The sequence below is a fragment of the Mesorhizobium vachelliae genome, assembly GCF_033977325.1.
GTDB classification, from domain to species: Bacteria; Pseudomonadota; Alphaproteobacteria; order Rhizobiales; family Rhizobiaceae; genus Mesorhizobium; species Mesorhizobium vachelliae.
Genome location: NZ_JAVIIR010000018.1, coordinates 115,221 through 136,054, shown reverse-complemented (window position 1 = coordinate 136,054; position 20,834 = coordinate 115,221). Strand labels below are relative to the sequence as shown.

The 20,834-nt window shown below is 61.0% G+C and carries 18 protein-coding genes, 2 tRNA genes and 3 pseudogenes; 11 read left to right on the top strand and 12 right to left on the bottom strand.

Features of this window, described 5'->3' with window-relative positions:
* Positions 1-105: 105 nt before the first annotated feature.
* The 4 genes and pseudogenes from RFM41_RS29390 to RFM41_RS29375 form a co-directional block, all read right to left on the bottom strand.
* A complete protein-coding gene (locus RFM41_RS29390; RefSeq protein ID WP_320248569.1) occupies positions 106-351 on the bottom strand; it encodes a hypothetical protein in 246 nt (81 codons plus the stop codon).
* An 875-nt stretch (positions 352-1,226) separates the two neighbouring features.
* On the bottom strand, positions 1,227-1,508 hold the full coding sequence (locus RFM41_RS29385; RefSeq protein WP_320248570.1) for a hypothetical protein: 282 nt from the start codon (positions 1,506-1,508) through the stop codon (positions 1,227-1,229).
* A gap of 643 nt (positions 1,509-2,151) precedes the next feature.
* Positions 2,152-3,156, bottom strand: coding sequence for an AraC family transcriptional regulator (locus tag RFM41_RS29380; RefSeq protein WP_320248572.1), 1,005 nt, complete (start codon positions 3,154-3,156; stop codon positions 2,152-2,154).
* A gap of 274 nt (positions 3,157-3,430) precedes the next feature.
* A pseudogene (locus RFM41_RS29375) lies at positions 3,431-3,607 on the bottom strand (IS66 family transposase); the annotation flags it as partial.
* A gap of 447 nt (positions 3,608-4,054) precedes the next feature.
* On the opposite strand from RFM41_RS29375, the gene RFM41_RS29370 reads away from it, so the two are divergent.
* The gene (locus tag RFM41_RS29370; protein ID WP_320248573.1) at positions 4,055-4,177 is read left to right on the top strand and encodes a hypothetical protein; all 123 of its coding nucleotides are present in this window, start codon (positions 4,055-4,057) and stop codon (positions 4,175-4,177) included.
* An 8-nt stretch (positions 4,178-4,185) separates the two neighbouring features.
* Here the strand turns inward: RFM41_RS29370 and RFM41_RS29365 are convergent, their stop codons facing one another.
* From RFM41_RS29365 to RFM41_RS29345, 5 genes and pseudogenes are all read right to left on the bottom strand, one after another.
* Positions 4,186-4,635 carry a hypothetical protein gene (locus tag RFM41_RS29365; RefSeq protein ID WP_320248575.1) on the bottom strand — a complete coding sequence of 150 codons (450 nt, stop codon included), beginning with the start codon at positions 4,633-4,635 and terminating at the stop codon, positions 4,186-4,188.
* Between the two features lie 77 nt (positions 4,636-4,712).
* Entirely contained in the window at positions 4,713-4,904 is a 192-nt protein-coding gene (locus RFM41_RS29360; protein WP_320248577.1) for a sunset domain-containing protein, read from the bottom strand.
* Positions 4,905-5,133: 229 nt separating this feature from the next.
* Complete coding sequence (locus tag RFM41_RS29355) at positions 5,134-5,262, bottom strand: hypothetical protein (RefSeq protein WP_320248578.1); 129 nt, start codon at positions 5,260-5,262, stop codon at positions 5,134-5,136.
* Positions 5,263-5,459: 197 nt separating this feature from the next.
* Positions 5,460-5,780 (bottom strand): annotated as a pseudogene (locus RFM41_RS29350) (IS481 family transposase); the annotation flags it as partial.
* 296 nt (positions 5,781-6,076) lie between these two features.
* Positions 6,077-6,895, bottom strand: a complete 819-nt coding sequence (locus RFM41_RS29345; RefSeq protein ID WP_320248580.1) for an STM3941 family protein — start codon at positions 6,893-6,895, stop codon at positions 6,077-6,079.
* Positions 6,896-6,990: 95 nt separating this feature from the next.
* Between RFM41_RS29345 and RFM41_RS29340 the strand changes: the two are divergent.
* Positions 6,991-7,488, top strand: a pseudogene (locus RFM41_RS29340) (integrase core domain-containing protein); the annotation flags it as partial.
* Between the two features lie 38 nt (positions 7,489-7,526).
* Here RFM41_RS29340 and RFM41_RS29335 read toward each other — a convergent pair.
* Positions 7,527-7,601 (bottom strand) — tRNA-Asn (locus RFM41_RS29335).
* Between the two features lie 209 nt (positions 7,602-7,810).
* Here RFM41_RS29335 and RFM41_RS29330 point away from each other — a divergent pair.
* From RFM41_RS29330 to RFM41_RS29290, 9 genes are all read left to right on the top strand, one after another.
* The gene (locus tag RFM41_RS29330; RefSeq protein ID WP_320248786.1) at positions 7,811-8,071 is read left to right on the top strand and encodes a hypothetical protein; all 261 of its coding nucleotides are present in this window, start codon (positions 7,811-7,813) and stop codon (positions 8,069-8,071) included.
* A gap of 165 nt (positions 8,072-8,236) precedes the next feature.
* Positions 8,237-8,310 (top strand) — tRNA-Cys (locus tag RFM41_RS29325).
* Between the two features lie 92 nt (positions 8,311-8,402).
* Complete coding sequence (locus RFM41_RS29320; protein ID WP_320248582.1) at positions 8,403-9,077, top strand: protein-L-isoaspartate O-methyltransferase family protein; 675 nt, start codon at positions 8,403-8,405, stop codon at positions 9,075-9,077.
* Between the two features lie 186 nt (positions 9,078-9,263).
* Positions 9,264-10,646: a TolC family outer membrane protein gene (locus RFM41_RS29315; RefSeq protein WP_320248584.1), complete on the top strand. Its 1,383-nt coding sequence runs from the start codon at positions 9,264-9,266 to the stop codon at positions 10,644-10,646.
* A gap of 315 nt (positions 10,647-10,961) precedes the next feature.
* Positions 10,962-11,807 carry a PopZ family protein gene (locus RFM41_RS29310; RefSeq protein WP_320248586.1) on the top strand — a complete coding sequence of 282 codons (846 nt, stop codon included), beginning with the start codon at positions 10,962-10,964 and terminating at the stop codon, positions 11,805-11,807.
* A gap of 330 nt (positions 11,808-12,137) precedes the next feature.
* Complete coding sequence (locus tag RFM41_RS29305; protein ID WP_320248587.1) at positions 12,138-14,921, top strand: valine--tRNA ligase; 2,784 nt, start codon at positions 12,138-12,140, stop codon at positions 14,919-14,921.
* Between the two features lie 361 nt (positions 14,922-15,282).
* Complete coding sequence (locus RFM41_RS29300; protein WP_320248588.1) at positions 15,283-16,527, top strand: OmpP1/FadL family transporter; 1,245 nt, start codon at positions 15,283-15,285, stop codon at positions 16,525-16,527.
* 289 nt (positions 16,528-16,816) lie between these two features.
* Entirely contained in the window at positions 16,817-18,541 is a 1,725-nt protein-coding gene (gene ilvD, locus RFM41_RS29295; protein ID WP_320248590.1) for a dihydroxy-acid dehydratase, read from the top strand.
* The gene (locus tag RFM41_RS29290; RefSeq protein ID WP_320248592.1) at positions 18,528-19,355 is read left to right on the top strand and encodes a tetratricopeptide repeat protein; all 828 of its coding nucleotides are present in this window, start codon (positions 18,528-18,530) and stop codon (positions 19,353-19,355) included. The genes ilvD and RFM41_RS29290 overlap by 14 nt, the downstream gene beginning before the upstream one ends.
* Before the next feature lie 302 nt (positions 19,356-19,657).
* Here the strand turns inward: RFM41_RS29290 and RFM41_RS29285 are convergent, their stop codons facing one another.
* Positions 19,658-19,951: a hypothetical protein gene (locus tag RFM41_RS29285; RefSeq protein ID WP_320248594.1), complete on the bottom strand. Its 294-nt coding sequence runs from the start codon at positions 19,949-19,951 to the stop codon at positions 19,658-19,660.
* A 73-nt stretch (positions 19,952-20,024) separates the two neighbouring features.
* Entirely contained in the window at positions 20,025-20,819 is a 795-nt protein-coding gene (gene xth, locus RFM41_RS29280; protein ID WP_320248596.1) for an exodeoxyribonuclease III, read from the bottom strand.
* Positions 20,820-20,834 lie beyond the last annotated feature (15 nt).

The window sequence follows — 20,834 nt, the reverse complement described above, 5'->3', positions numbered from 1 at the left end:
GGCACAAAATTCCCCGCAGCGGTTAGGCGCCTCGCGGAAGGCGCTCTGTCACGACGAGCTGGCGACGTCCAATAGGGCAGTGCCTGCTCGATACAGGATAGCCAATCAGGCGATGTGCACCCCGTCGTGAGCCTGCAGCGAGTCGAGCACAAGTGCAGGTGTTAAGGCAATGCCGGTCCAGGCACTGCCGACAAGCATAGCGGCCCCCATACCAAGATGACCGCCACCCTCCATGAAGTTCAGGTAGGCATCATCGAAGGTAACTTCGCCAGTATGATTGTAATGGTAACCAGTCTCCTGGTCGACGGTTGTAGATCCAGTAGTTGTTCCGCCGAACAAAAAGTTAAGCATAGGAATTCTCCTCTGAGATTACTTTTAGCGCTATCAGCGTCGCATATAGCCCAGAGGAGTCAAGATATTACGGCCCAATTCCGATTTTGCGCAAACGATTCCAGACAATCGTCAAATGCGTGGCGGCTTGAGCGTTCGCAACGACACCGCATTGCGATACAGGTGCCGGGGATACCTCGTTATAGAAAGCTAAGGGAGCCCAGCGACTGAGCTGTTATGATGTCAGTATAGTGGTGAGGCAGGTCCATGTGACGCTCAGCAATGCAGGTCCCGGACGCGTTTTGAGTTTCCAATTGCAGGAACTCCGCATCTCGGTCCCAGTGAACAACTGGATGCCTCGAACGCCGCCGCTTATGACGGCGCGCAGCTTCGCAATGTGGTGAAGCGGTCGAACACCGGCTCGACCGTGTGGGCGGATACGGCGTATCGGTCGAAGAAGAACGAAGCCTGGCTCGACAGGAACGGCTACGCCAGCGATATCCATCACGAGAAGCCGAAGGACAGCCAACGAGCGAGGCGACAGCGCGGGCCAATGGCCAGCGCTGAAAAATCCGATCCCGCATTAAGCACGCCTTCGCTCACCAACAAGCCAGGATGAGCCTGTCCGTGAGAACCATCGGCATTGCCAGAGCGACAATGAAAATCGGCATGGCCAATTTCACCTACAACATCACCCGATACGTCTGGCACGAGAAAAAGGCGACGGCAGCGTGATGCCGGTGGCCCGAGTGGGCGGGCGCCGACCCGGAAATCCGTCTCTTCAACGCATCACAGTTCCGTTGTTCCGCCCAGAAGCACTCTCCAAAACAGCGGGCGCCGGTAATTCGAGGTCTCTAGCTGCGTGAACCGAACAGATTCGATTTTGATTATTTTGATTATGTTGTAGCGCTCCGGACAAAAGCGCGTGCCCAATCGTCGAGTGTATCGTGATAAACGCCGCTGTCCGATTCCTGCACCGTGCCGTCCGGGCATTGGATCGCATAGCGCTCGGAACATATAACGCCATCGACCACGGGCTCGGACCAGCCGGCTAGACCTTCGTCGTCGAGGATGATCTGCCAGGCCGTGACGGGCGAACGCCCAAAACCTCGCACGGTGCCCGGCGCTGGCCAGACCACATAGTATCCAGCAGCCGCCGGTATGATTTGAATCGCCATGTTGATACTTTCCTCCTCCCAACAGTCCGAGACATCCTTCGGACAGCAAGAAACGGGCCAGAAGGTGACGAGATCAAAATGCGTACGAATTTCGACCTTCCAACCAGGTTATCGGAGTTGATGACGAAGCAGAGCCGCGTGCGATTTTTGGCAATCCTGTACCGCTCTTTGGGCGTCGTTGGCGCCGGTTGGGCCTCTTTAGCCCTGGACCGGCTGGAGCTCGCCAGCGTATCAACTCAGATTGCTCTTGTACTAAAGACTGGGTTGCAGCGGAAGGCTGGCAGGCGAAGCTTATATTTGTGGAGGGTACCCTTTCAGACGTTAGCTGCTACGCCAGTCGACCCTGCTCAAAATGCCGTTCGGTCGTTCGGTCAGCGCCCTCTGGAGTTCTGAGCCATTGTATTTTGATTTCTCACGATTTCTGTCTCGTTGAGAAACAACGTGCCAATGCGGGGCATGCTGATCCGACGGGAAGCTGCCGGGGATGACGCGGCGTATATTGTGGCTTCGCTCCGTAGCGCTTTCAATCGTACGACGTCGAGTACACCACAGCACCTCCGAACGTGGCCCCTTGCCCTGCGAAGCAGGCAAACGTCGTCTCAAGACGCTCCACCACCACCAGGACGCAGAATTTTACAGTCGCTCAATCAGCGGCGATTTTGCGGAAAGCCGCTGGCGGTTGACCGACGGTTTTCGAGAATACTCTTGTGAAGTGCACGTGATCTGAAAATCCACATTCTGCAGCGATCCGTGCGACGGGCATCGTCGTCTTTGCCAATAGGTAGCGCGCGCGGTCGATCCGACTGTGAAGCAGATATTGGTACGGCGTTTTTCCGGTGGCTTGCTTGTACAGATGGGCAAAATGCCCGGTCGACAAGCCGCTTCCCTCGGCCAGGTCGGTCAACGTCAACTTCTGACTCATCCGGGTTTCGACCATTTCTCGAAAACGCGCCAGCTGGCTCTTGGTGAGTTCTCCGGAAGCATCTTCCAAAACCTGCGGTGAGTGTAGGGCCGAATATTTGCGGAGCACATGGCACGCCGCTGCACGCGCGAGATGCTCTACATAAGAACGGGCACCTTCTATCTCCAACTCCATAGCGTCGTCGACGGCGGTGACCAGCCCTTCGAGCAGGGGATCCATAAATGCCAACCTGCCGACAACATCAACGGAGGTGAATTGGTTTCGGGTGATATCGCCCGCAACCTCGTTCAAAAGTGAGGATCGGAGATAAAGATGTGTCGTGTGAACGCGTCTATCCCACTTTAGACGCACTGGTTGGTTCGGCGCCAGAATACACAATTGGCCGGGATGAAGATACGCTCTGAATTCTTGCGATTGAACATCGCAGATGACCCTCGTGGAGCCTGACCTTGTCAAGGAGATGAGAAGGTGCGGGCTTGCCTGAAAAGTGCCCTCATTGGGGTCTTCGATCTGCTTGGATATGTATACATTATTCCAATTTCGGCCAGCACTCGTTCGAAGAGTGCGACAGGATTCCATCTGGCTAAAGCAGTGAGTTTCCTCCAGCGGGAATTCAGACGGAGTGATAGGGTCGCTTTGCGCGCCCAAATGCTGAGTTTGTGATGCGGCATGATGACGTTGTTGCTGAGAATTTTGCCGGCTGAGGGGAGAAATCAGAGTGTTCATCACGGCCACCTCGTTGCATGAAATGCAAACGCTGATATTTCCAGAGAGCCACTCCAGAGATCAAACCGATTCCCACCCCACTTTATCATAGGGACGATAGGGCATTTCGATCAATGTGCCAGTTGACGTATTTTATTGTAGTTAATGAAGTCATGCTGGTTTTTAAGTAGACTGGGCTCACACCAGCATAGGGCGGCTCCGCCGCTGCTCCGGCAAAACTATCGGGCTTGAAGGCTCCTCCACTTCGGGAGAGCGATGCTGACTTGAAGGGTATCCGTGCCGCAAGCCGGCGGGGCGGCGACTGTCCGCGGATTTCGGCCTTGACGGCATACAGGCTGCCAATACGGCGCAGCGCCTCTTCCGCGATCGGCGATCCGATCGCTTGCTGAACATCATAGAACTTGCGCCGTGCGTGCGCCCAACAGGCTGCCAGAACGATGTCGCCTTGCGCTGACTGCGGGGGTGCCATGACCCTACGCACCTCGGGGAGGGGTAAGCAGTACGATACTACACCTGTTGCACGGCCGTCCGGCAGGGAAGCAGTGCCTGCAAGGGCCGAACCCTTCCGATGGAGAAGCTCAGCGAATTAGTCGCGAACTATGTGGATCTACGTCTGTTGAGCCCAGCTAGGCTGGACGGTTTGCTATCAGGACTGTTGCGTCGGAGGGCCGAGCAAGGCGATCGTGAGAAGGATCGGGCCGCTGATCTACGACGACAGGCAGGCGAGGCCGAACGGCCGCCGCCCATATCGCTACCACGGCAGCGACCACGACCGACGACTTCACCTTCACGCTGTCGGCTTCAAAGACCTTCGTGGGCGGCGCGATCAGTTTCGGGCCTTGAGGAGCGACCGGGAAACATGGTTTCGTGCCGTGAATTGATTGAGGGACTTCCGATAGTGCGCAAGTTGCTGATTGCTGCGGCATACGTCGTTGTCATCGTTGTCGGTGCGCATTCCGTCTGGCAAGACCGCGAGGAACTCGGTCAGATGTTCAACGCCTGGGCGATGGAAATGCAGTAGGCGCCAGTTTATCGCGCTGCCTTCCATTTTGGATCGGGTCTTTTGTAGACTGGTCTACCTACAGCTTCGATTGCAGCGCCGACGGCCCGTTCGAGTGCGAAGACAGCCTTTTCAAGCGGCAATGTCGAGCGCGTTGCCTTCCTACCGGTTCCCGGGTCTGTATCGAATTCGTAGGCGTATCGGACGCTTACCAGCGCATTATTGTCCGCGCTCTTTCGAATGTATTTTTCAATATCCGGGGGAAGCTTGAGACCATGGCAGAGGTCGAGCATATCGCCCCATCTGTGCCGATGCCGCTCAATGCTATCCAAATCGTGGCCATTCAAATGCAAGAAAGTTCGGAGGAAATGCTCCAGGGCTTGGTAATACAGAAACCGTCGCGGATGACCGCTGCCCGGCGGAATGACGAAAAGGTCCTCAAGTGCATCAGCGGTGGCCCTGTAGTTCTGGGCCATCATGTACATGCCGTACCAGGTGACCCCTTCGCCATGCGGCTTCCGGCGCTTCTCCCCCGGCTGTGACTGATCCAAAGCTCTTAGACCTTCGATCGGCGCCAGCCCGCCGCCAGAGCTTCGGCCTCGCTGCAGAACCAGCGCTCGCCCTTGCTGGGAGTGATAACGGTCGAGCTGAAATATTTCTGGCCTGGTACATGGTGGATGTGCTCGCCAGTGGTGAGGCTGATATTGCCCTTGATCACACAGCCGAGCACCGCGGGCTTAGAGTACATCGAGCCTAGCAGAACCATGCGACATTGCGAATTGTGTCGCGAAGGCTGCCGTAGCCGCGACGGTGACAAGACGAGGCGCAAAGGCATAGGAGAGGACCGCCTTGCGCGATTTCGCCACCGGTTGGCCTGATCAGCCCCTTGATATCTCTGACGCTTGCCCACGCCCCTCACTCCCGGGGAGCAGAATGCGTCCGAAGCGGTCGAGAGTCCAGATACAGTTTAGCGAAAGCTAAATCAGGCGTTCCCTCGCGTCCTTCAAGCTGTGCTCAAGAGTGGCGATGTATGAGCCGTCATTGGCCAGTCGATCCCAGATCAAGAAACTGGCGGCGAATGCAATCAGAAAGAGGAGCGTGCGCATTCGAACCTCCCTCAAGGTCCGATGGATATTATCCGCCCGCGGCGCGCAACATTCAAGATAGCTAATATTCATCCGCCGAAGGCGTGGACCGTCCATCGAGGCGTTGCCGGCCGTCATGGTGGCGACGATGTCCGGCGCCGAACCGCATGCACCGTCGAGATGGCGGGCCGATGCACATCCGGACACAGTCGGGCCAGCCGCAGGCAGCGATGCAAGGACGAGCGCGTCAGATGCGGGATCGTCGGCTGAAGGGCATAGAGGCAATCATCCAGCGGCAGCAGCGTGTGCTTGCGAAAGGCGACGATGGCCGCCTCTTCCTCCACCGACAACACCGTCGACTTCGGGTCCTTGGGACCGGTCGGAAGATCGGCGGTCGAGGTTCGGTTCTTCCACTTTCGAACCGTCTTCTGATCGATCCCGTAGCGCTTGGCCAGCGCCCTCAGGCTCTCTTGACTATTCTGTATTGCTCGACGGATTGCCTCTGTCGTCGTGGCGCGGCCGTGTAGAACCTGTCCCATAGCGCATCCTTTGATTCGGATGACACGGATGCGCCATTAAAGCCCGGGATCAAACATCTAGGACGCGCGCTTTCTCTCGCCGCTGTCATACGCTGCCCGATCGCCCGCGCGTCCTGGCGCCTCTGGCAGCCGGCCAAGGAAGCGGGTTGGCCGCTTCACGCCAGCGCGTCTCCGGGCTCGCTATCGCGCAATCGTGCTCCGCCTGGCTGAAAGCCTCGCTGCCGGCCTGGCAATGGGCGTGGGCTTCGCCATGCGCGCTGGTGAGGCTCTGGTCGCGAAAGGTCCCAATCGCGGCGCTAGCGTTCTCGCCAACCGAGCATAACTCGATACGCGATTGCTGACACTATGGCCCCTATTTGGGCGTCGAGGCCAAGTGTTAAAATCGGGTTCGGCCAAGGGGCAAGCGCATATTGCAGACACCCTATAGCAAATCCGAAAAGCGCCCCAAGGATGAGAGCCTGCTTAAAGGAAATAATGGCGCGCCTGGAGGGCTTCTCGTGAGCCGCTTCCAGTGGTCGATTTATAGGAAAATTCGCGTCCGTTGAAAGTTTGGCAGAGGGAGCCCCGGCCACCGCGCTCACTGGCTCGGCTTCACTATTCAGGGCCTGTTGCCGATAGGTGTTAAGGAGCTCGACCATCTTCTCAATCGATAGCGTCCATCCTCCCCCGGGCAGACTAAGCTCAATCCCGGGCCTTCTATTCAACGGCGTCTTGGCGCCAGGTTCGAAGCGAAAGCCGATCGACTTGTGGCGGTTCTGCTTCCGGACGTGGAACCCTTGAATGTCCCGCCATGCAATTTTTAACGGAGATCGAACGATGCCGCCGCCGATCGCTAAGCCGCTTCCATCCAGGATCAAAACGCGCGGACGGACGAACAACAATACGCTGGCCAGCGCACACAGTCCGAAGAAGACTATGCTAGTCCATCCTATCACTATCATTTTGACCGCGATTAGTCCCGATTGAGACCCAGAGTCTCGGACCAGGTAAGCTCCTATCCAAACGAAGGCGATACCTCCAAGGAGATAGAGCAGGTTCTTGGCTCGCGACCCTCTTATGATCCTAGGCTCGACCGGTTCAGTCGCGTCGATCTGCCCAAACGTTCTTTTGCTCATCCCCCAACCCCTCCCACAAGGCGGGTTGAGCATCGGCTAATATTCAATAGTTCGCAAGGTGGCTGTTACTTCCTAGCCATCAATCTCTGCACTATCGCCTGGGCATCGACATAGAGCGCATCAAACCGGGCTGCCCGCAGCAGAACGGCCGTCATGAGCGTATGCACCTGACCCTGAAGAAGGAAACCACCAAGCCAGCTGGCGCCAATTTCCTTCAGCAGCAGGCCAGGTTCGATGACTTCATCGACGAGTTCAATTCAGAACGCCCGCATCAGGCACTCGGCATGGACTGTCCGGCCGAGCGCTATCAACCTTCAACGCGTCCCTATGCCGGCCTGCCGGACCTCGACTATCCATTTCACGACAAGGCCGTCACCGTCACCACCTGCGGCCGCATCTGCTACAATCGTAAGAAGATCAACCTCAGCCTCGTCTTCGCCTGTCAGACCGTTGGCGTCAAACAGGTCGAGGACCATATCTGGCTGACCAGCTTCATGGACTACGATTTGGGTTATTTCGACGACGAGACATGCAGGCTCGAACCACTCCAAAACCCCTTCGGGCCAAAAGTGTTACCCATGTCTCCGGTATAAACCGTAACCTATGTGTCCAGAACGGACCTTGGAATTGTTGGCTCCCCGGGCCGGATTCGAACCAGCGACCAACCGGTTAACAGCCGGTTGCTCTACCACTGAGCTACCGGGGAACGGAGGCTCTGACGTGAGTGGCGCAGCCTATAGCAAACACCTTTCGGCTTTGCAAAGAAGCATTTCGCAATTTTTCTCCAGTTTTTAATGCGGCTATTTGTGCCATCGCTCGGCGTGCCCACATATGAAGGGCTTCACACCGGCACGGAACAAAGCGGCCGGCTCTCGGCTTGGACATGGGACCGGCAGCGGATGGGATTTGGTTTGGATGACGGCAGCGGACGATGACAGCGGCCCGGCGCGGAAGATTTCGATCTTCGGCCGCGAGTTCACCATGCCCCGTTCGCGCGGCTGGCGAATCGCGATCGGCATGCTGCTTACCTTTGGCGGACTTCTCGGCTTTCTGCCGATTCTCGGTTTCTGGATGGTTCCCCTCGGTCTCCTGGTTCTGTCCTATGAATTCGCCATGATCCGGCGCCACCGGCGGCGTTTCATCATCTGGTGGGAACGCCAGCGCAGGCCCGACTGAGAGGCCGGGCGGCTGCGCCACAGCGATGGCTCGTAGCCGGGACAACCGATTGGTAATCACCACTTTGGCCACTCCATGCGAAAGCGCCTGGAATGACGCGCGAGCGCTTGACGACCTTTAAGCGCCAACATAATGAGTGCGCTCGGAACGCCGGGAGCATTGCGAGGCCTCGTGGCGGAGTGGTTACGCAGAGGACTGCAAATCCTTGCACCCCGGTTCGATTCCGGGCGAGGCCTCCAGATGCTTGCGGGCTCCAGCGCAATCGCGCCGGAGCGGGGTTCCAGTCGAAGTTTTAGCCGCGCATCTGGCGCGGGGAGCGGATTGTTGGGACATGAGCGCTGATTTCTCCGAACGCCGCGTGAAGATGGTCGACGGCCAGATCCGCACCACCGACGTGACCAGCGCGCCGCTCATCGAAGCGATGCTGACCGTTCCGCGCGAAGCCTTTGTCGGCGCCGGGCAGCAGGATCTGGCCTATATCGACGAAGACATCCGCATTTCCGACGGTGCCAATGGCGTCGGCGCGCGCTACCTGATGGAGCCGTCGCCGCTCGCCAAGCTTTTGCAGCTGGCCGAGATCGACGCGAGCGATTCGGTGCTCGATGTCGGTTGCGGCACCGGCTATTCCACCGCATTGCTGTCCAGGCTGGCGCGGTCCGTGGTGGCGCTGGAGAGCGATCCCGCGCTGGCGGAGGCCGCCAAATCCGTGCTTTCCAGCCTAGGCTGCCAGAACGTCGCGGTGATCACCGGGCCGCTGCCGCAGGGGCACGCCGCTAAAGCGCCTTACAACGTCATCTTCATCGGCGGCAGCATCGAGGAAGTGCCGCAGGCATTGCTCGACCAGCTTGCGGAAGATGGACGCCTGGTTGCAGTCGAAGGACGGGGCAACTCTGGCGTGGCCCGGCTGTTTTTCAAAGCGGGGGGGGTTGTAACCGGAAGGCGGGCCTTTAATGCGGCAATTAAGCCACTACCGGGCTTCGAACGTGCTCACGCGTTTGAATTCTGAGCGTTTTTGCCTTGCAGCGAAGGCGCTGTCATGATCGCTTGCGCCTAGCAATCGTTGCTGATTTGGTTAACGGAGCGTTTCCGGGAGGCTGTCAGCGGGGGAACGATAAACAACGCGGCGCTGGCCGATCCGTAAGGGTAGGCTGACGCGGCGTGGTTCCCATGCAAAACGAATGAGGGAAATAACGTGCCGCCTCTACGCAAGAGTGTTTTAGTAGCTATCCTTATTTCGGCCACGGCGCTTTCGCCGCTGGCCGCCTCCGCCGAGACCATCACGGGCGCCCTCGCCAAGGCTTATCAATACAATTCGCAGCTCAACGCGGCCCGCGCCGGCGTGCGCGTCACCGATGAGGGCGTTGCCATCGCCAAGTCGGGCTGGCGCCCGACCGTCACCGGTTCGGCCAACATCGACTACACCAACGTGCACGGCTTTGGCACCAGCAGGAGAATAACGACGGGCAGCTTCGGCGTGCAGATCAACCAGACGCTGTTCGACGGGTTTCAGACCAAGAACAATGTCGCCGCCGCCGAATCGCAGGTGAAGGCTTCGGTCGAAAGCCTGCGCAACACCGAAGAGAACATCCTGTTCAATGCGGCGAGCGCCTATATGGACGTGATTCGCGACCGCCAGATCGCGGTGTTGACCGAACAGAACCTGCAGTTCCTGACCGAGCAGGCGCGCGCCGCCCGTTCGCGCTTCGAGGTCGGCGAGGGCACCCGCACCGACGTCGCCCAGGCCGACGCCTCGCGCGCCACGGCCGTGGCGCAGCTCAGCGCAGCCCGCGCGACGGCTCTGGCAAGCGCGGCGACCTATCATCAGATCGTCGGCGACGAGCCGGGCAAGCTCAAGGCGGCCTCGCCGCTGGGCAAGCTGTTGCCGGGCAACCTCGATTCGGCTCTGACGGTTGCATCGGCAGAGCATCCGGCCATTCTTGCCACGCAGCATCTCGTCGATGCCGCGGCCTTTTCGGTGAAGTCGTCGGAAGGCGCGCTGCTGCCGCAGGTCACGGCTTCCGCCGGCATTTCGGACGATTACAGCCATACCGTTCCCAGTTCCTTCAGCAGCCCCAACGGCACCTCGACATCGGCCAATATCGGCGCCACGCTGACCATTCCGATCTATTCGGGTGGGCGGACCTCGGCGCTGGTGCGGCAAAACAAGGAATCGCTCAGCGAGGCGCGCATCCAGGTCGACGTCAGCCGCGACCAGGTGCGCCAGGCCGTGGTCTCAGCCTGGACGCAATATGTCGCCGCGCGCCAAAGCGTGGATGCCAACAGGCAGGTCATCGATGCCGCGCAACTGGCGCTCAACGGCGTCATCGAAGAGCGCAATGTCGGCCAGCGCACGACGCTGGACGTGTTGAACGCGCAGAACGCGGTCATCACCGCCAAGATCAATCAGGCCAGCTCCGAGCGCGACGTGGTCGTGGCGAGCTACGCCATCCTGTCGGCGATGGGCCGCCTGTCGGTCGATCGCCTGGGCCTGGCGGTCACCAAATACCGGCCGGAAGAGCATTACAACGCCGTCAAGGACAAGTGGTTCGGACTGCGCACGCCTGACGGGCGCTGATTTCCGACAGCATGCTTCGGTAAAACGCCGCGTGTCCGATGGATGCGCGGCGTTTGCCTTTCCAGGGGTGCATTGGGCCGCGCGTCGCCTAATCTGCTGAAATCCCCTAATCTGTTGAAATCCCCTAATCTGTTGAAATCCAAAGAGTCCCCAGATTGGGGATTCTCGGATGACGATCGGTCGGCTACGCTGTCGACATTGATTCGAATTCCGGCCCGGGCAGGAACGGAATTCTTGAATGGGTCAAGTTCTCGAACGGATCAGGTCTTGAACAGGTCTGGTTCTGAACAGGTCACTTGGGCGGCGGATGTGACGATGGCGACGGCAAGCAGCGCTCAGCGCGAACCTTCCATGGAAGAGATACTGGCTTCCATCCGGAGGATCATCGAAGACAGCGACACCGGGCGAAAGCAGCCGGCCGAGGCTGGCGAGCTGCGCCAGGATCTGGAGCCGGCCGCCGCTGCCGTGCCCCCCGCGTCCGCGCCAAATGTCGAGGTCGACGCCTTTCGCTCCGAATTGCACGCCGACGCCCGCAAGCCGGTGACGCTGGCGGAGGTCCAAGCCCAGCTGGCCGCGACCGATCCGGCGCCGACGCGCGCCGAGGCTCGCCACGAGCCGGTCAGGCCTGCGCCCGCGCCGACGACCTTGTCGGAGGTCGGGGCCAGGAGCGCTGCTCAATCGAGCGCGTCGCCGGCCGCGAGCAAGCCCGCGGCGGCAAACGCACCGCAGACCGCCGAGACCATTGTCACCGATTGGCGGCGGGAAATCGCCGCGGCGGGCGGCAGCACGGTTACCGCGAAGCCGACCGCCCGGGCGCCGGAAGCCGCGCCGCGGGTCGAGATCGAGAAGGTCGAGATCGAGAAGGAAGACGTTCGGCCGGCGGCGGAGGCTTCCGTGCAAGCCGGCGGCTCCCGGGCACCCGAACCGGAGGCGCAGCCGGCCCGGCCCGCGATCCTTTCCGAGCATACGGGACGGCAGGTCGCCGCGGCCTTCGGCGAGCTTTCCGACGCTTTTGCCAGCCGCGGCAAGAAGAGTTTCGACGAGATGGCCGAGGAGATGCTGCGGCCGATGCTGCAGGATTGGCTCGACAACAATCTGCCGACGCTGGTCGAAAGGCTGGTGCGCGAGGAGATCGAACGCGTGGCGCGCGGGGCTCAGTAAGCTGCCGCAACACGCAGGTTGAAAGCGCCGCCCTCGAGCGGCGCTTTTGTTTACAGCATGTCTCCCGAAGTGGGAACCGGTTTCGGGAGACATGCGTAAAATCAAAAACCTAAAGCGCATGGAGCGAATCTGAAAGATCGCGACGCGCTTTAAGGACCCGCTGCGCCCTTGCGGACGTGCATCAGGCGCGCCGCAATTGCAGCACCGGCCGGGATTGCCGCTGGCCGCGGCAGGCCTATCTGTGAGAGCGATCGCAGCTCTCGCGGTTGACTCGGCCAAGACCTTCCGATTTACACCGGACGCTTGTTCCCGACAGTTCGGACCTCCTCCATGCTTGAAAAGACATACGACGCCAAAGCCGTCGAGCCGAAGATCGCCAAAATCTGGGAGGAGGCCGACGCCTTCCGGGCCGGCGCCGGCGCGGAGGAAGGGGCGGAAGCCTTCACCATCGTCATCCCGCCGCCGAACGTCACCGGCTCGCTGCATATGGGCCATGCGCTCAACAACACGCTGCAGGACATCCTCGTGCGCTTCGAGCGCATGCGCGGCAAGAACGTGCTTTGGCAGCCCGGCATGGATCACGCCGGCATCGCCACGCAGATGGTGGTCGAGCGCCAGCTCATGGAAAAGCAGATCCACCGCCGCGATCTGACGCGCGAGCAGTTCGTCGAGAAGGTCTGGGAGTGGAAGGCCGAATCGGGTGGTGCGATCTTAAACCAGCTGAAGCGGCTCGGCGCCTCGGCCGACTGGTCGCGCGAACGCTTCACCATGGACGAAGGCCTGTCCAAGGCGGTGCTGGAGGTCTTCGTCACGCTCTACAAGGAAGGCCTCATCTACAAGGACAAGCGCCTTGTGAACTGGGACCCGAAGCTGCTCACCGCAATTTCCGACCTCGAGGTCGAGCAGCACTATGTGAACGGCAATCTCTGGCATTTCCGCTATCCGATCGAAGGCGAGGCGTTCGACCCCGAGAATTCGAAAACCTTCATCACGGTCGCCACGACGCGCCCCGAGACGATGCTCGGCGACACGGCCGTGGCCGTGCATCCGGATGACGAGCGCTTCACCGGTCTGGTCGGCCGCAACGTCGTGCTGCCGATCGTCGGCCGCAAGATTCCGATCGTCGCCGACGAGTATTCCGATCCGGAGAAGGGCTCCGGCGCGGTCAAGATCACGCCGGCGCATGACTTCAACGACTTCGAGGTCGGCAGGCGCCACAAATTGCCGGCGATCAACATCCTGACGGCCGAGGCGGCCATCAAGCTCAAGGACAATGAGGATTTCCTCGCAGGCCTCGAGGTGACGCCGGAGCGCCAGGCCGTTTGGGACGAGCTCGACGGGCTCGACCGCTTCGCTGCCCGCAAGAAGATCGTCGAGCTGATGGAGGCCGGCGGGTTCCTCGACAAGATCGAGCCGCACCGCCATACCGTGCCGCATGGCGACCGCGGCGGCGTGCCGATCGAGCCGTTCCTGACCGACCAGTGGTATGTCAATGCCGCCGAGCTCGCCAAGCCGGCGATCGCCTCGGTGCGCGAGGGCCGTACCAACTTCGTGCCGAAGAACTGGGAAAAGACCTATTTCGACTGGATGGAGAACATCCAGCCCTGGTGCATCTCGCGCCAGCTCTGGTGGGGCCACCAGATCCCGGCCTGGTACGGGCCGGACGGGCACGTCTTTGTCGAGAAGACCGAGGAAGAGGCTTTAGCCGCGGCGGTCGAATATTACCTGGCGCTGGAAGGGCCGTGGAAGGCCTGGGTCGAGGACAGACTGGAGAATTTCCAGCCGGGCGAGATCCTGACCCGCGACGAGGACGTGCTCGACACTTGGTTCTCGTCGGCGCTGTGGCCGTTCTCGACGCTCGGCTGGCCCGACCAGACACCGGAGCTCAAGACCTATTACCAGACAGACGTCCTCGTCACCGGCTTCGACATCATCTTCTTCTGGGTCGCCCGCATGATGATGATGGGCCTCCATTTCATGGACGAGGAGCCGTTCCACACCGTCTATGTGCATGCGCTGGTGCGCGACAAGAACGGGCAGAAGATGTCGAAGTCGAAAGGCAACGTCATCGATCCGCTCGACCTGATCGACGAATATGGCGCCGATGCGCTGCGTTTCACGCTGACCGTCATGGCGGCGCAGGGACGCGACGTGAAGCTCGATCCGGCCCGCATAGCCGGCTACCGCAATTTCGGCACCAAGCTTTGGAACGCGACGCGCTTCGCCGAGATGAACGAGGTCGCACGCGACGACGAGTTCTGGCTGAACGACGCCAAGCTGCCGGTCAACCGCTGGATCCTGACCGAGCTGACGCGGGCGGCGCGCGCCGTCACCGAAGGCATCACCAGCTACAGGTTCAACGAGGCGGCGACTGCTGCCTACCGTTTCGTCTGGAACCTGTTCTGCGACTGGTACCTGGAACTGCTGAAGCCGGTGTTCATGGGCACGGACGAGGCCGCCAAGGCCGAAAGCCGGGCTTGCGTCGCCTTCGTGCTGGACGAGATCTACAAGCTCCTGCATCCGATGATGCCGTTCATGACCGAGGAGCTGTGGGCGCAGACCGCGGGCGAGGGCAAGGAGCGCTCCTCGCTGCTTTGCCACGCCGCCTGGCCGTCGCCCGACTTCGAGGACGAGGAGGCCGCCGCCGACATCAACTGGTTGGTCGACCTCGTCTCGGGCATCCGCTCGGTGCGCTCGGAAATGAACGTGCCGCCGGCGGCGATCGCGCCGCTGATGGTGATCGGCGCCAACACGCTGACGCAGGAGCGGCTGAAGCGCCATGCCCAGGCGATCAAGCGGCTGGCGCGCGTCGGCGATATCGCGCTGGTCGATGCGCCGCCGAAAGGCTCGGCCCAGATCGTGCTCAACGAGGCGACGGTGAGCCTGCCGCTCGGCAGCCTGATCGACCTCCAGGCCGAGGCCGCGCGGCTGCAGAAGGAACTGGCGAAGGTCACCGAGGAGATCGCGCGCCTGCACAAGAAGCTCTCGAACGAAAAGTTCGTCGCCAACGCCCCGGAGGAAGTGGTCGAAGCCGAGCGCGAAAAACTCGCCGAATACCGCGAGGCGCAGGAGAAGCTTTCGGTGGCTTTGACCAGGGTCCGCGACGCCGGCTGAGCGGCAAGATTCGGCATCGCCGGAGAGGCGCTTTCCGGTACGTTAGCTGCCTCGAAAATGCGCGTGCCGCTACGTTAATTTTGACGTAAACGGAAAGTTTGCGCCCTATTGTTGCCATAATGTAACAATGAGGCCCGTCAGGCCCAAAAACGGCTGTTTTTGCCCTGTTTTGGGTGGTTTTTGCGGATTTTTTGAACTGTTAGGTGCCTGTCGGCGCGATTTTGGCGGCATTTGCGGCACCAGTTACCATGGCAAAAATACGCGCTGTCAAGATGTACATGTACAGCTCTTGAAATCGTTGTTGCGTCATTAACCCGAATTGGTTCTAGCTTGAGCCACTTGTATTCGGGGAGGGATTTCCATGAACATCTTGCGGCTCAAAGCTCTGGCGGGGGCAGGCTGCTTTTCGATCGCGTTGATGGGCGCAGCGATGCACCCCGCGCATGCCGGCGGCCTGGAGCGCGGCGGCTACGACATCGATCTGCTGTTCGATCCGGCGCCGGTCGCGACGGAGGCGGAAGCGACCTATGTGATGCCGGATCGCAAGTACAAGAATGCGCGCGGTCCGGGCGGAGCCGACTTTAGTCCCCTCGGCTTCAGCACCTCGGCCGATGGTGCGGAGCCTTACTGGGTGCCGCGCATTGGCGTCAAAGCCCAGGTTGTCCAAGGCGTCGACTGCATGGTCGACTATTCGCAGCCGTGGGGCGCACATACCGCACCGGGTAGCACCTGGAACGGAGCGTTCTCCAACATAGAAACCGATATCAAGAGCAATAACTACGCTGCTACCTGCTCCTATAAGTTTGATGCCGGTAAGGGCCAGCTCCGTTTTATCGGTGGCGTGTTCTATCAGGATATCTCCGGCTTCAAGGAGAGCCTGGTGAATCTCCTCCCAGCATTGACGGGGCGCGTCGACCTTGAGGCCAGCGGGTGGGGTTGGCGCGCGGGCGTTGCTTACGAAATCCCTGAGATCGCCCTCCGCGCGAGCTTGGTCTACAACTCACAGGTCAAGCTCGACAACATCTCCGGTACGCTTACACTACCGGCCATCCTTGGAGGTGCTAACCCGATCTACGGTGCTACGCAGCACATGCCGGACTCGGTCGAGTTGAAATTGCAGTCGGGCATTGCGCCCGGCTGGTTGGCCTTCGGTTCGATCAAATGGGTCAATTGGAGCGTCTTGCAGAGCGTTCCGATCTGCTATGTCGGAACTGCTACTTCCGACTGTTTTACCGGTGGTCCGCTTTCTGGATCGCAACAGGTGACTTCGCTTGACCTGATGTACCGAGATGGTTGGACCGTGTCAGGCGGTATCGGACATAAATTCAATGACCAGTGGAGCGCCGCCGGCCAGCTCACTTGGGATCGTGGCACTTCGCATGGCTACGGGGCACAGACTGACACCTGGACCCTTGGCGGCGGGGTCGCCTACACGCCGCAGCCGAATATCGAGGTTCGCCTTGCTGGGGCAATCGGCGTGATGACCAGCGGCCATTCAGGGATAGTGAATGGCGCGGACGGGTTCCAAGCCGGTACCGATGCAAGCTACGACTTTGGCAACGATCTGGTCACGGCGATTTCAGGCGGCGTCAAGATCAAGTTCTAAGCTTCTGAAAACTCATCGAAAAGGCCGGGCACGCCCGGCCTTTTTTGTTGCAAGACTGATGCTTTGACTTCGCCATTCCGCCCGCTGTTGCAGATTCGCGTCACAACCTGTGCCCGATACAATTGTGACGTTTCGGCAACACTTTCTGAACAACCCCTGCTGTAGAAGTCAGACAGGGGGAACTGCCCATTTCCCGCCATAAACCCGGAGCACCCGAGATAGGTCTCGGGATGCGTGCCAGGTTGGCCCGCCGATGGGACCGGCCGCGGGGTGTGCGGCAAGGACGATGATGGACGCCAGGGTAATCTCCAAGGCCAAGCTGCCCAGCCGCTACGTGACCGAAGGTCCGGCGCGCGCGCCGCATCGTTCCTACCTTTATGCCATGGGCCTGTCGGCGGCTGAAATCGCGCAGCCTCTGGTCGGCGTCGCCAGTTGCTGGAACGAGGCCGCGCCCTGCAACATTTCGCTGATGCGCCAGGCGCAGGTGGTCAAGAAGGGCGTTGCGGCCGCCAACGGCACGCCGCGCGAGTTCTGCACCATCACCGTCACCGACGGCATCGCCATGGGCCACCAGGGCATGAAGTCGTCGCTGGTGTCGCGCGAGGTGATCGCCGATTCGGTCGAGCTCACCATGCGCGGCCATTGCTACGACGCTCTCGTCGGGCTCGCCGGCTGCGACAAGTCGCTGCCTGGCATGATGATGGCGATGGTCCGGCTCAACGTGCCGTCGATCTTCATCTATGGCGGCTCGATCCTTCCCGGCAGCTATCGCGGCCGGCAGATCACCGTGCAGGACGTGTTCGAGGCGGTCGGCCAGCATTCGGTCGGCACGATCAGTGATTCCGAGCTGCTCGAGATCGAGCAGGCGGCATGTCCTTCCGCCGGTTCCTGCGGCGCCCAGTTCACCGCCAACACGATGGCGACGGTTGCAGAAGCGATCGGTCTCGCGCTGCCCTATTCCTGCGGAGCGCCGGCGCCCTACGAGATGCGCGACCGCTTCAATTTCGCCTCGGGCGAGAAGGTCATGGAGCTGATCGCCAAAAACACCCGGCCGCGCGACATCGTCACGCGCAAAGCACTGGAGAATGCCGCCACCGTCGTATCGGCCACCGGCGGCTCGACCAATGCGGCGCTGCACCTGCCGGCGATCGCGCATGAGGCCGGCATCAAGTTCGATCTCTTCGACGTGGCGGCGATCTTCGAGAAGACGCCCTATATCGCCGACCTCAAGCCGGGCGGCAAATATGTCGCCAAGGACATGTTCGAGGCCGGCGGCATTCCGCTCCTGATGAAGACGCTGCTCGCCCATGGCTATCTGCATGGCGACTGCATGACGGTCACCGGCCGCACTTTGGCCGAAAATATGGAGCACGTTTCCTGGAATGAGAGCCAGGATGTTGTGCGTCCCGCCAATCGGCCAATCACCAGGACAGGCGGCGTTGTGGGCTTGAAGGGCAACCTTGCCCCCGAAGGCGCGATCGTGAAGGTCGCGGGCATGTCGGAACTGAAGTTCTCAGGACCGGCGCGTTGCTTCGATTCGGAAGAGGAGTGCTTCGAAGCGGTCACGCAGCGCGATTACCGGGAAGGCGAGGTTCTCGTCATCCGCTATGAGGGGCCGCGCGGCGGTCCGGGCATGCGCGAGATGCTGTCGACGACGGCGGCGCTCTACGGCCAGGGCATGGGCGGCAAGGTGGCGCTGATCACCGACGGGCGCTTCTCTGGCGCCACGCGCGGCTTCTGCATCGGCCATGTCGGGCCGGAGGCGGCGCTCGGCGGGCCGATCGGGCTGATCAAGGATGGCGACGTGATCTCGATCGACGCCGTCAAAGGCACGATCGAGGTGGCCCTGTCGGATGCCGAGCTGGCGACCCGAGCGAAGAATTGGAAGCCGCGCAGAACCGACTACCAGTCCGGCGCGATCTGGAAATATGCGCAGACGGTAGGGTCGGCCCGCGATGGTGCCGTGACCCATCCGGGTGCGGCAGAAGAAACGCACTGCTATGCGGACATCTGAGGTGTTGAGGTCGTCTGTCTTTTCGGCACTGGTCGCGCTGGCGACCTTGGGCGCCGTCGGGCAGGCCATGGCCTTCGACGACAAGGTGTTCGACGACAAAACCGGCGTGAAGCCGCAGTCGAGCCCGTGGGCGGTGTTCCAGTTCGGCTTCTCCGCTTACAAGAACGGCCATAAGGACCAGGCGGTCGAGGCCTATAAATACGCAGCCGAGAACGGCCAGATCGGTGCCACCTGGAAGCTCGCCCGCATGTATGCCGAAGGCGACGGCGTGACGCGCGACGATTACGCCGCCTTCAAGTTCTTCTCGGAGATCGTCGACCAGGATGTCGAGCCCGGCTCGCCGGAAGAAAGCTATGTGTCGGACGCGCTGGTGGCGCTCGGCGACTATCTTCGCAAGGGCATCCCAGGCTCCCCGGTCGAGGAGAACGACGTCGCCGCGCAGGAATACTACATGCGCGCTGCCGCCAATTACCGCAATCCGAACGCACAGTTCGAAATCGGCCGCATGTTCCTCAAGGGTGAGGGCGGCGTGAAGGCCAGTGTCAAGCAGGCCGGCCGCTGGCTGCAACTCGCGGCCGAGAAGGGCCATGCCGGCGCGCAGGCGACGCTCGGCAACCTTCTGTTCCAGAGCGGCAAGGTCGTGCGCGGCCTGGCGATGATGACGGCCGCGCTGCAGCGGGCTCCGGCTGCCGACCAGCCCTGGATCCGCAGCATGCAGGAAGAGGCTTTCGCCGCGGCCGGCGAGGCCGATCGCCGGACCGCGATCTCGCTCGCCGACGATATCCTGACCAAGGGCAACAACGGCGACCAGTAAGCGTGCATGGCAGCTTGGCGCATGCATTGTCTAATGTCGCGCTGATCGACCCCCACTCCGTCTCGGCTTCGCCGAGCCACCTCTCCCCCGATCGACGGGGTAGAGGAAGGCGCCAAGCTTTTTGCCGTCGACGCTCGTCCAGCAACGCTCCCTTCCTTTCCCTCGGGGGGGAAAGGTGGCGCTGCGAAGCAGCGACGGATTGGGGGAACCACGTGGCAATCAAGCCTCGGCCTGATCAGTCGCGCCAGTCACAGAAGATGTGTGCATGGCGTAGCCTGGATGGTGGGTAGATCGGCAGCGTCTCAGTTCTCGGTCGGCTCCGTCGGTGTCGGGCCGGGCGTCGGGGTCGAGATCGATGTCGGGTGCGGTTTTGGCGCGTCTCCCGGACATTCGTCGTTGATCCTGGTCCAGGACGTGTTGTTGAGGACCATGTCGCAGCGGGCGAGGTGGCTTTCGCCGGCAACAGTCAGGCACGCCGTCTGGCCGACATTAAAGGACTTGCCGTTGGCCAGACAGGTCGGTGCCGCCAGCAACGGCGCCGGCGCGGCAAGCGCCAAAGCAAGGCCGACCAGCCTGAAAAGAAATCGGATCGCCATTCAACCCCCACAGCAATCCGCATCAAAGATGGGATTTGTGGCGATATCTGGGTCCTAAAGCGCGTCGCGATCTTCAGGCCGGCTGCAGGCTGAGCTCGATCGCGACCGGCACGTGGTCGGAAGGCTTCTCCCAGGCGCGGACGTGCTTTTCTACCGAGGCCGACGAGAAACGGTTGGCGGCTTCCGGCGACAGCAGCAGGTGGTCGATGCGGATGCCGTTGTTCTTCTGCCAGGCGCCGGCCTGATAATCCCAGAATGTGTAGACGCCGGCCGAGTCGGTCACGGTCCGCACCGCCTCGGTGAAACCGAGATTCTTCAGCCGGCGGAAGGCCTGCCTCGTCTGTGGCTGGAACAGCGCGTCACCCAGCCAGTTTTCGGGAAAGCGGGCATCGGCGGGCTCGGGGATGACGTTGTAGTCTCCAGCCAGCACCAGCGCTTCCTCCAGACGCAGCCGCTCTTGCGCCCAGCGCTCCAGCCGCTCCATCCAGGCGAGCTTGTAGGAAAACTTCCGCTCATCGTCGATCGGGTTGCCGTTGGGCAGATAGAGCGAAGCAACGCGCAAGGCGCCCTGGTCGGTGGAAAAGACGCCTTCGATGAAGCGGGCATGATCATCCGCATCGTCGCCCGGCAGGCCGCGGTTGACCTCGTCGAAAGGCAGCTTCGACAGGAGCGCGACACCGTTGAAGCTCTTCTGGCCGTTGGTCTCGACATTGTAGCCCAGCGCCTCGATCTCGGCGCGCGGGAACTGATCGTCGACCGTCTTGATCTCCTGCAGGCACACGATGTCCGGCGCGCTTTCGGTCAGCCAGTGGGTGAGGTTGCCGATGCGGGCGCGAACGCCGTTGATGTTCCAGGTGACGATCTTCATGCAGGCCTCGATGCT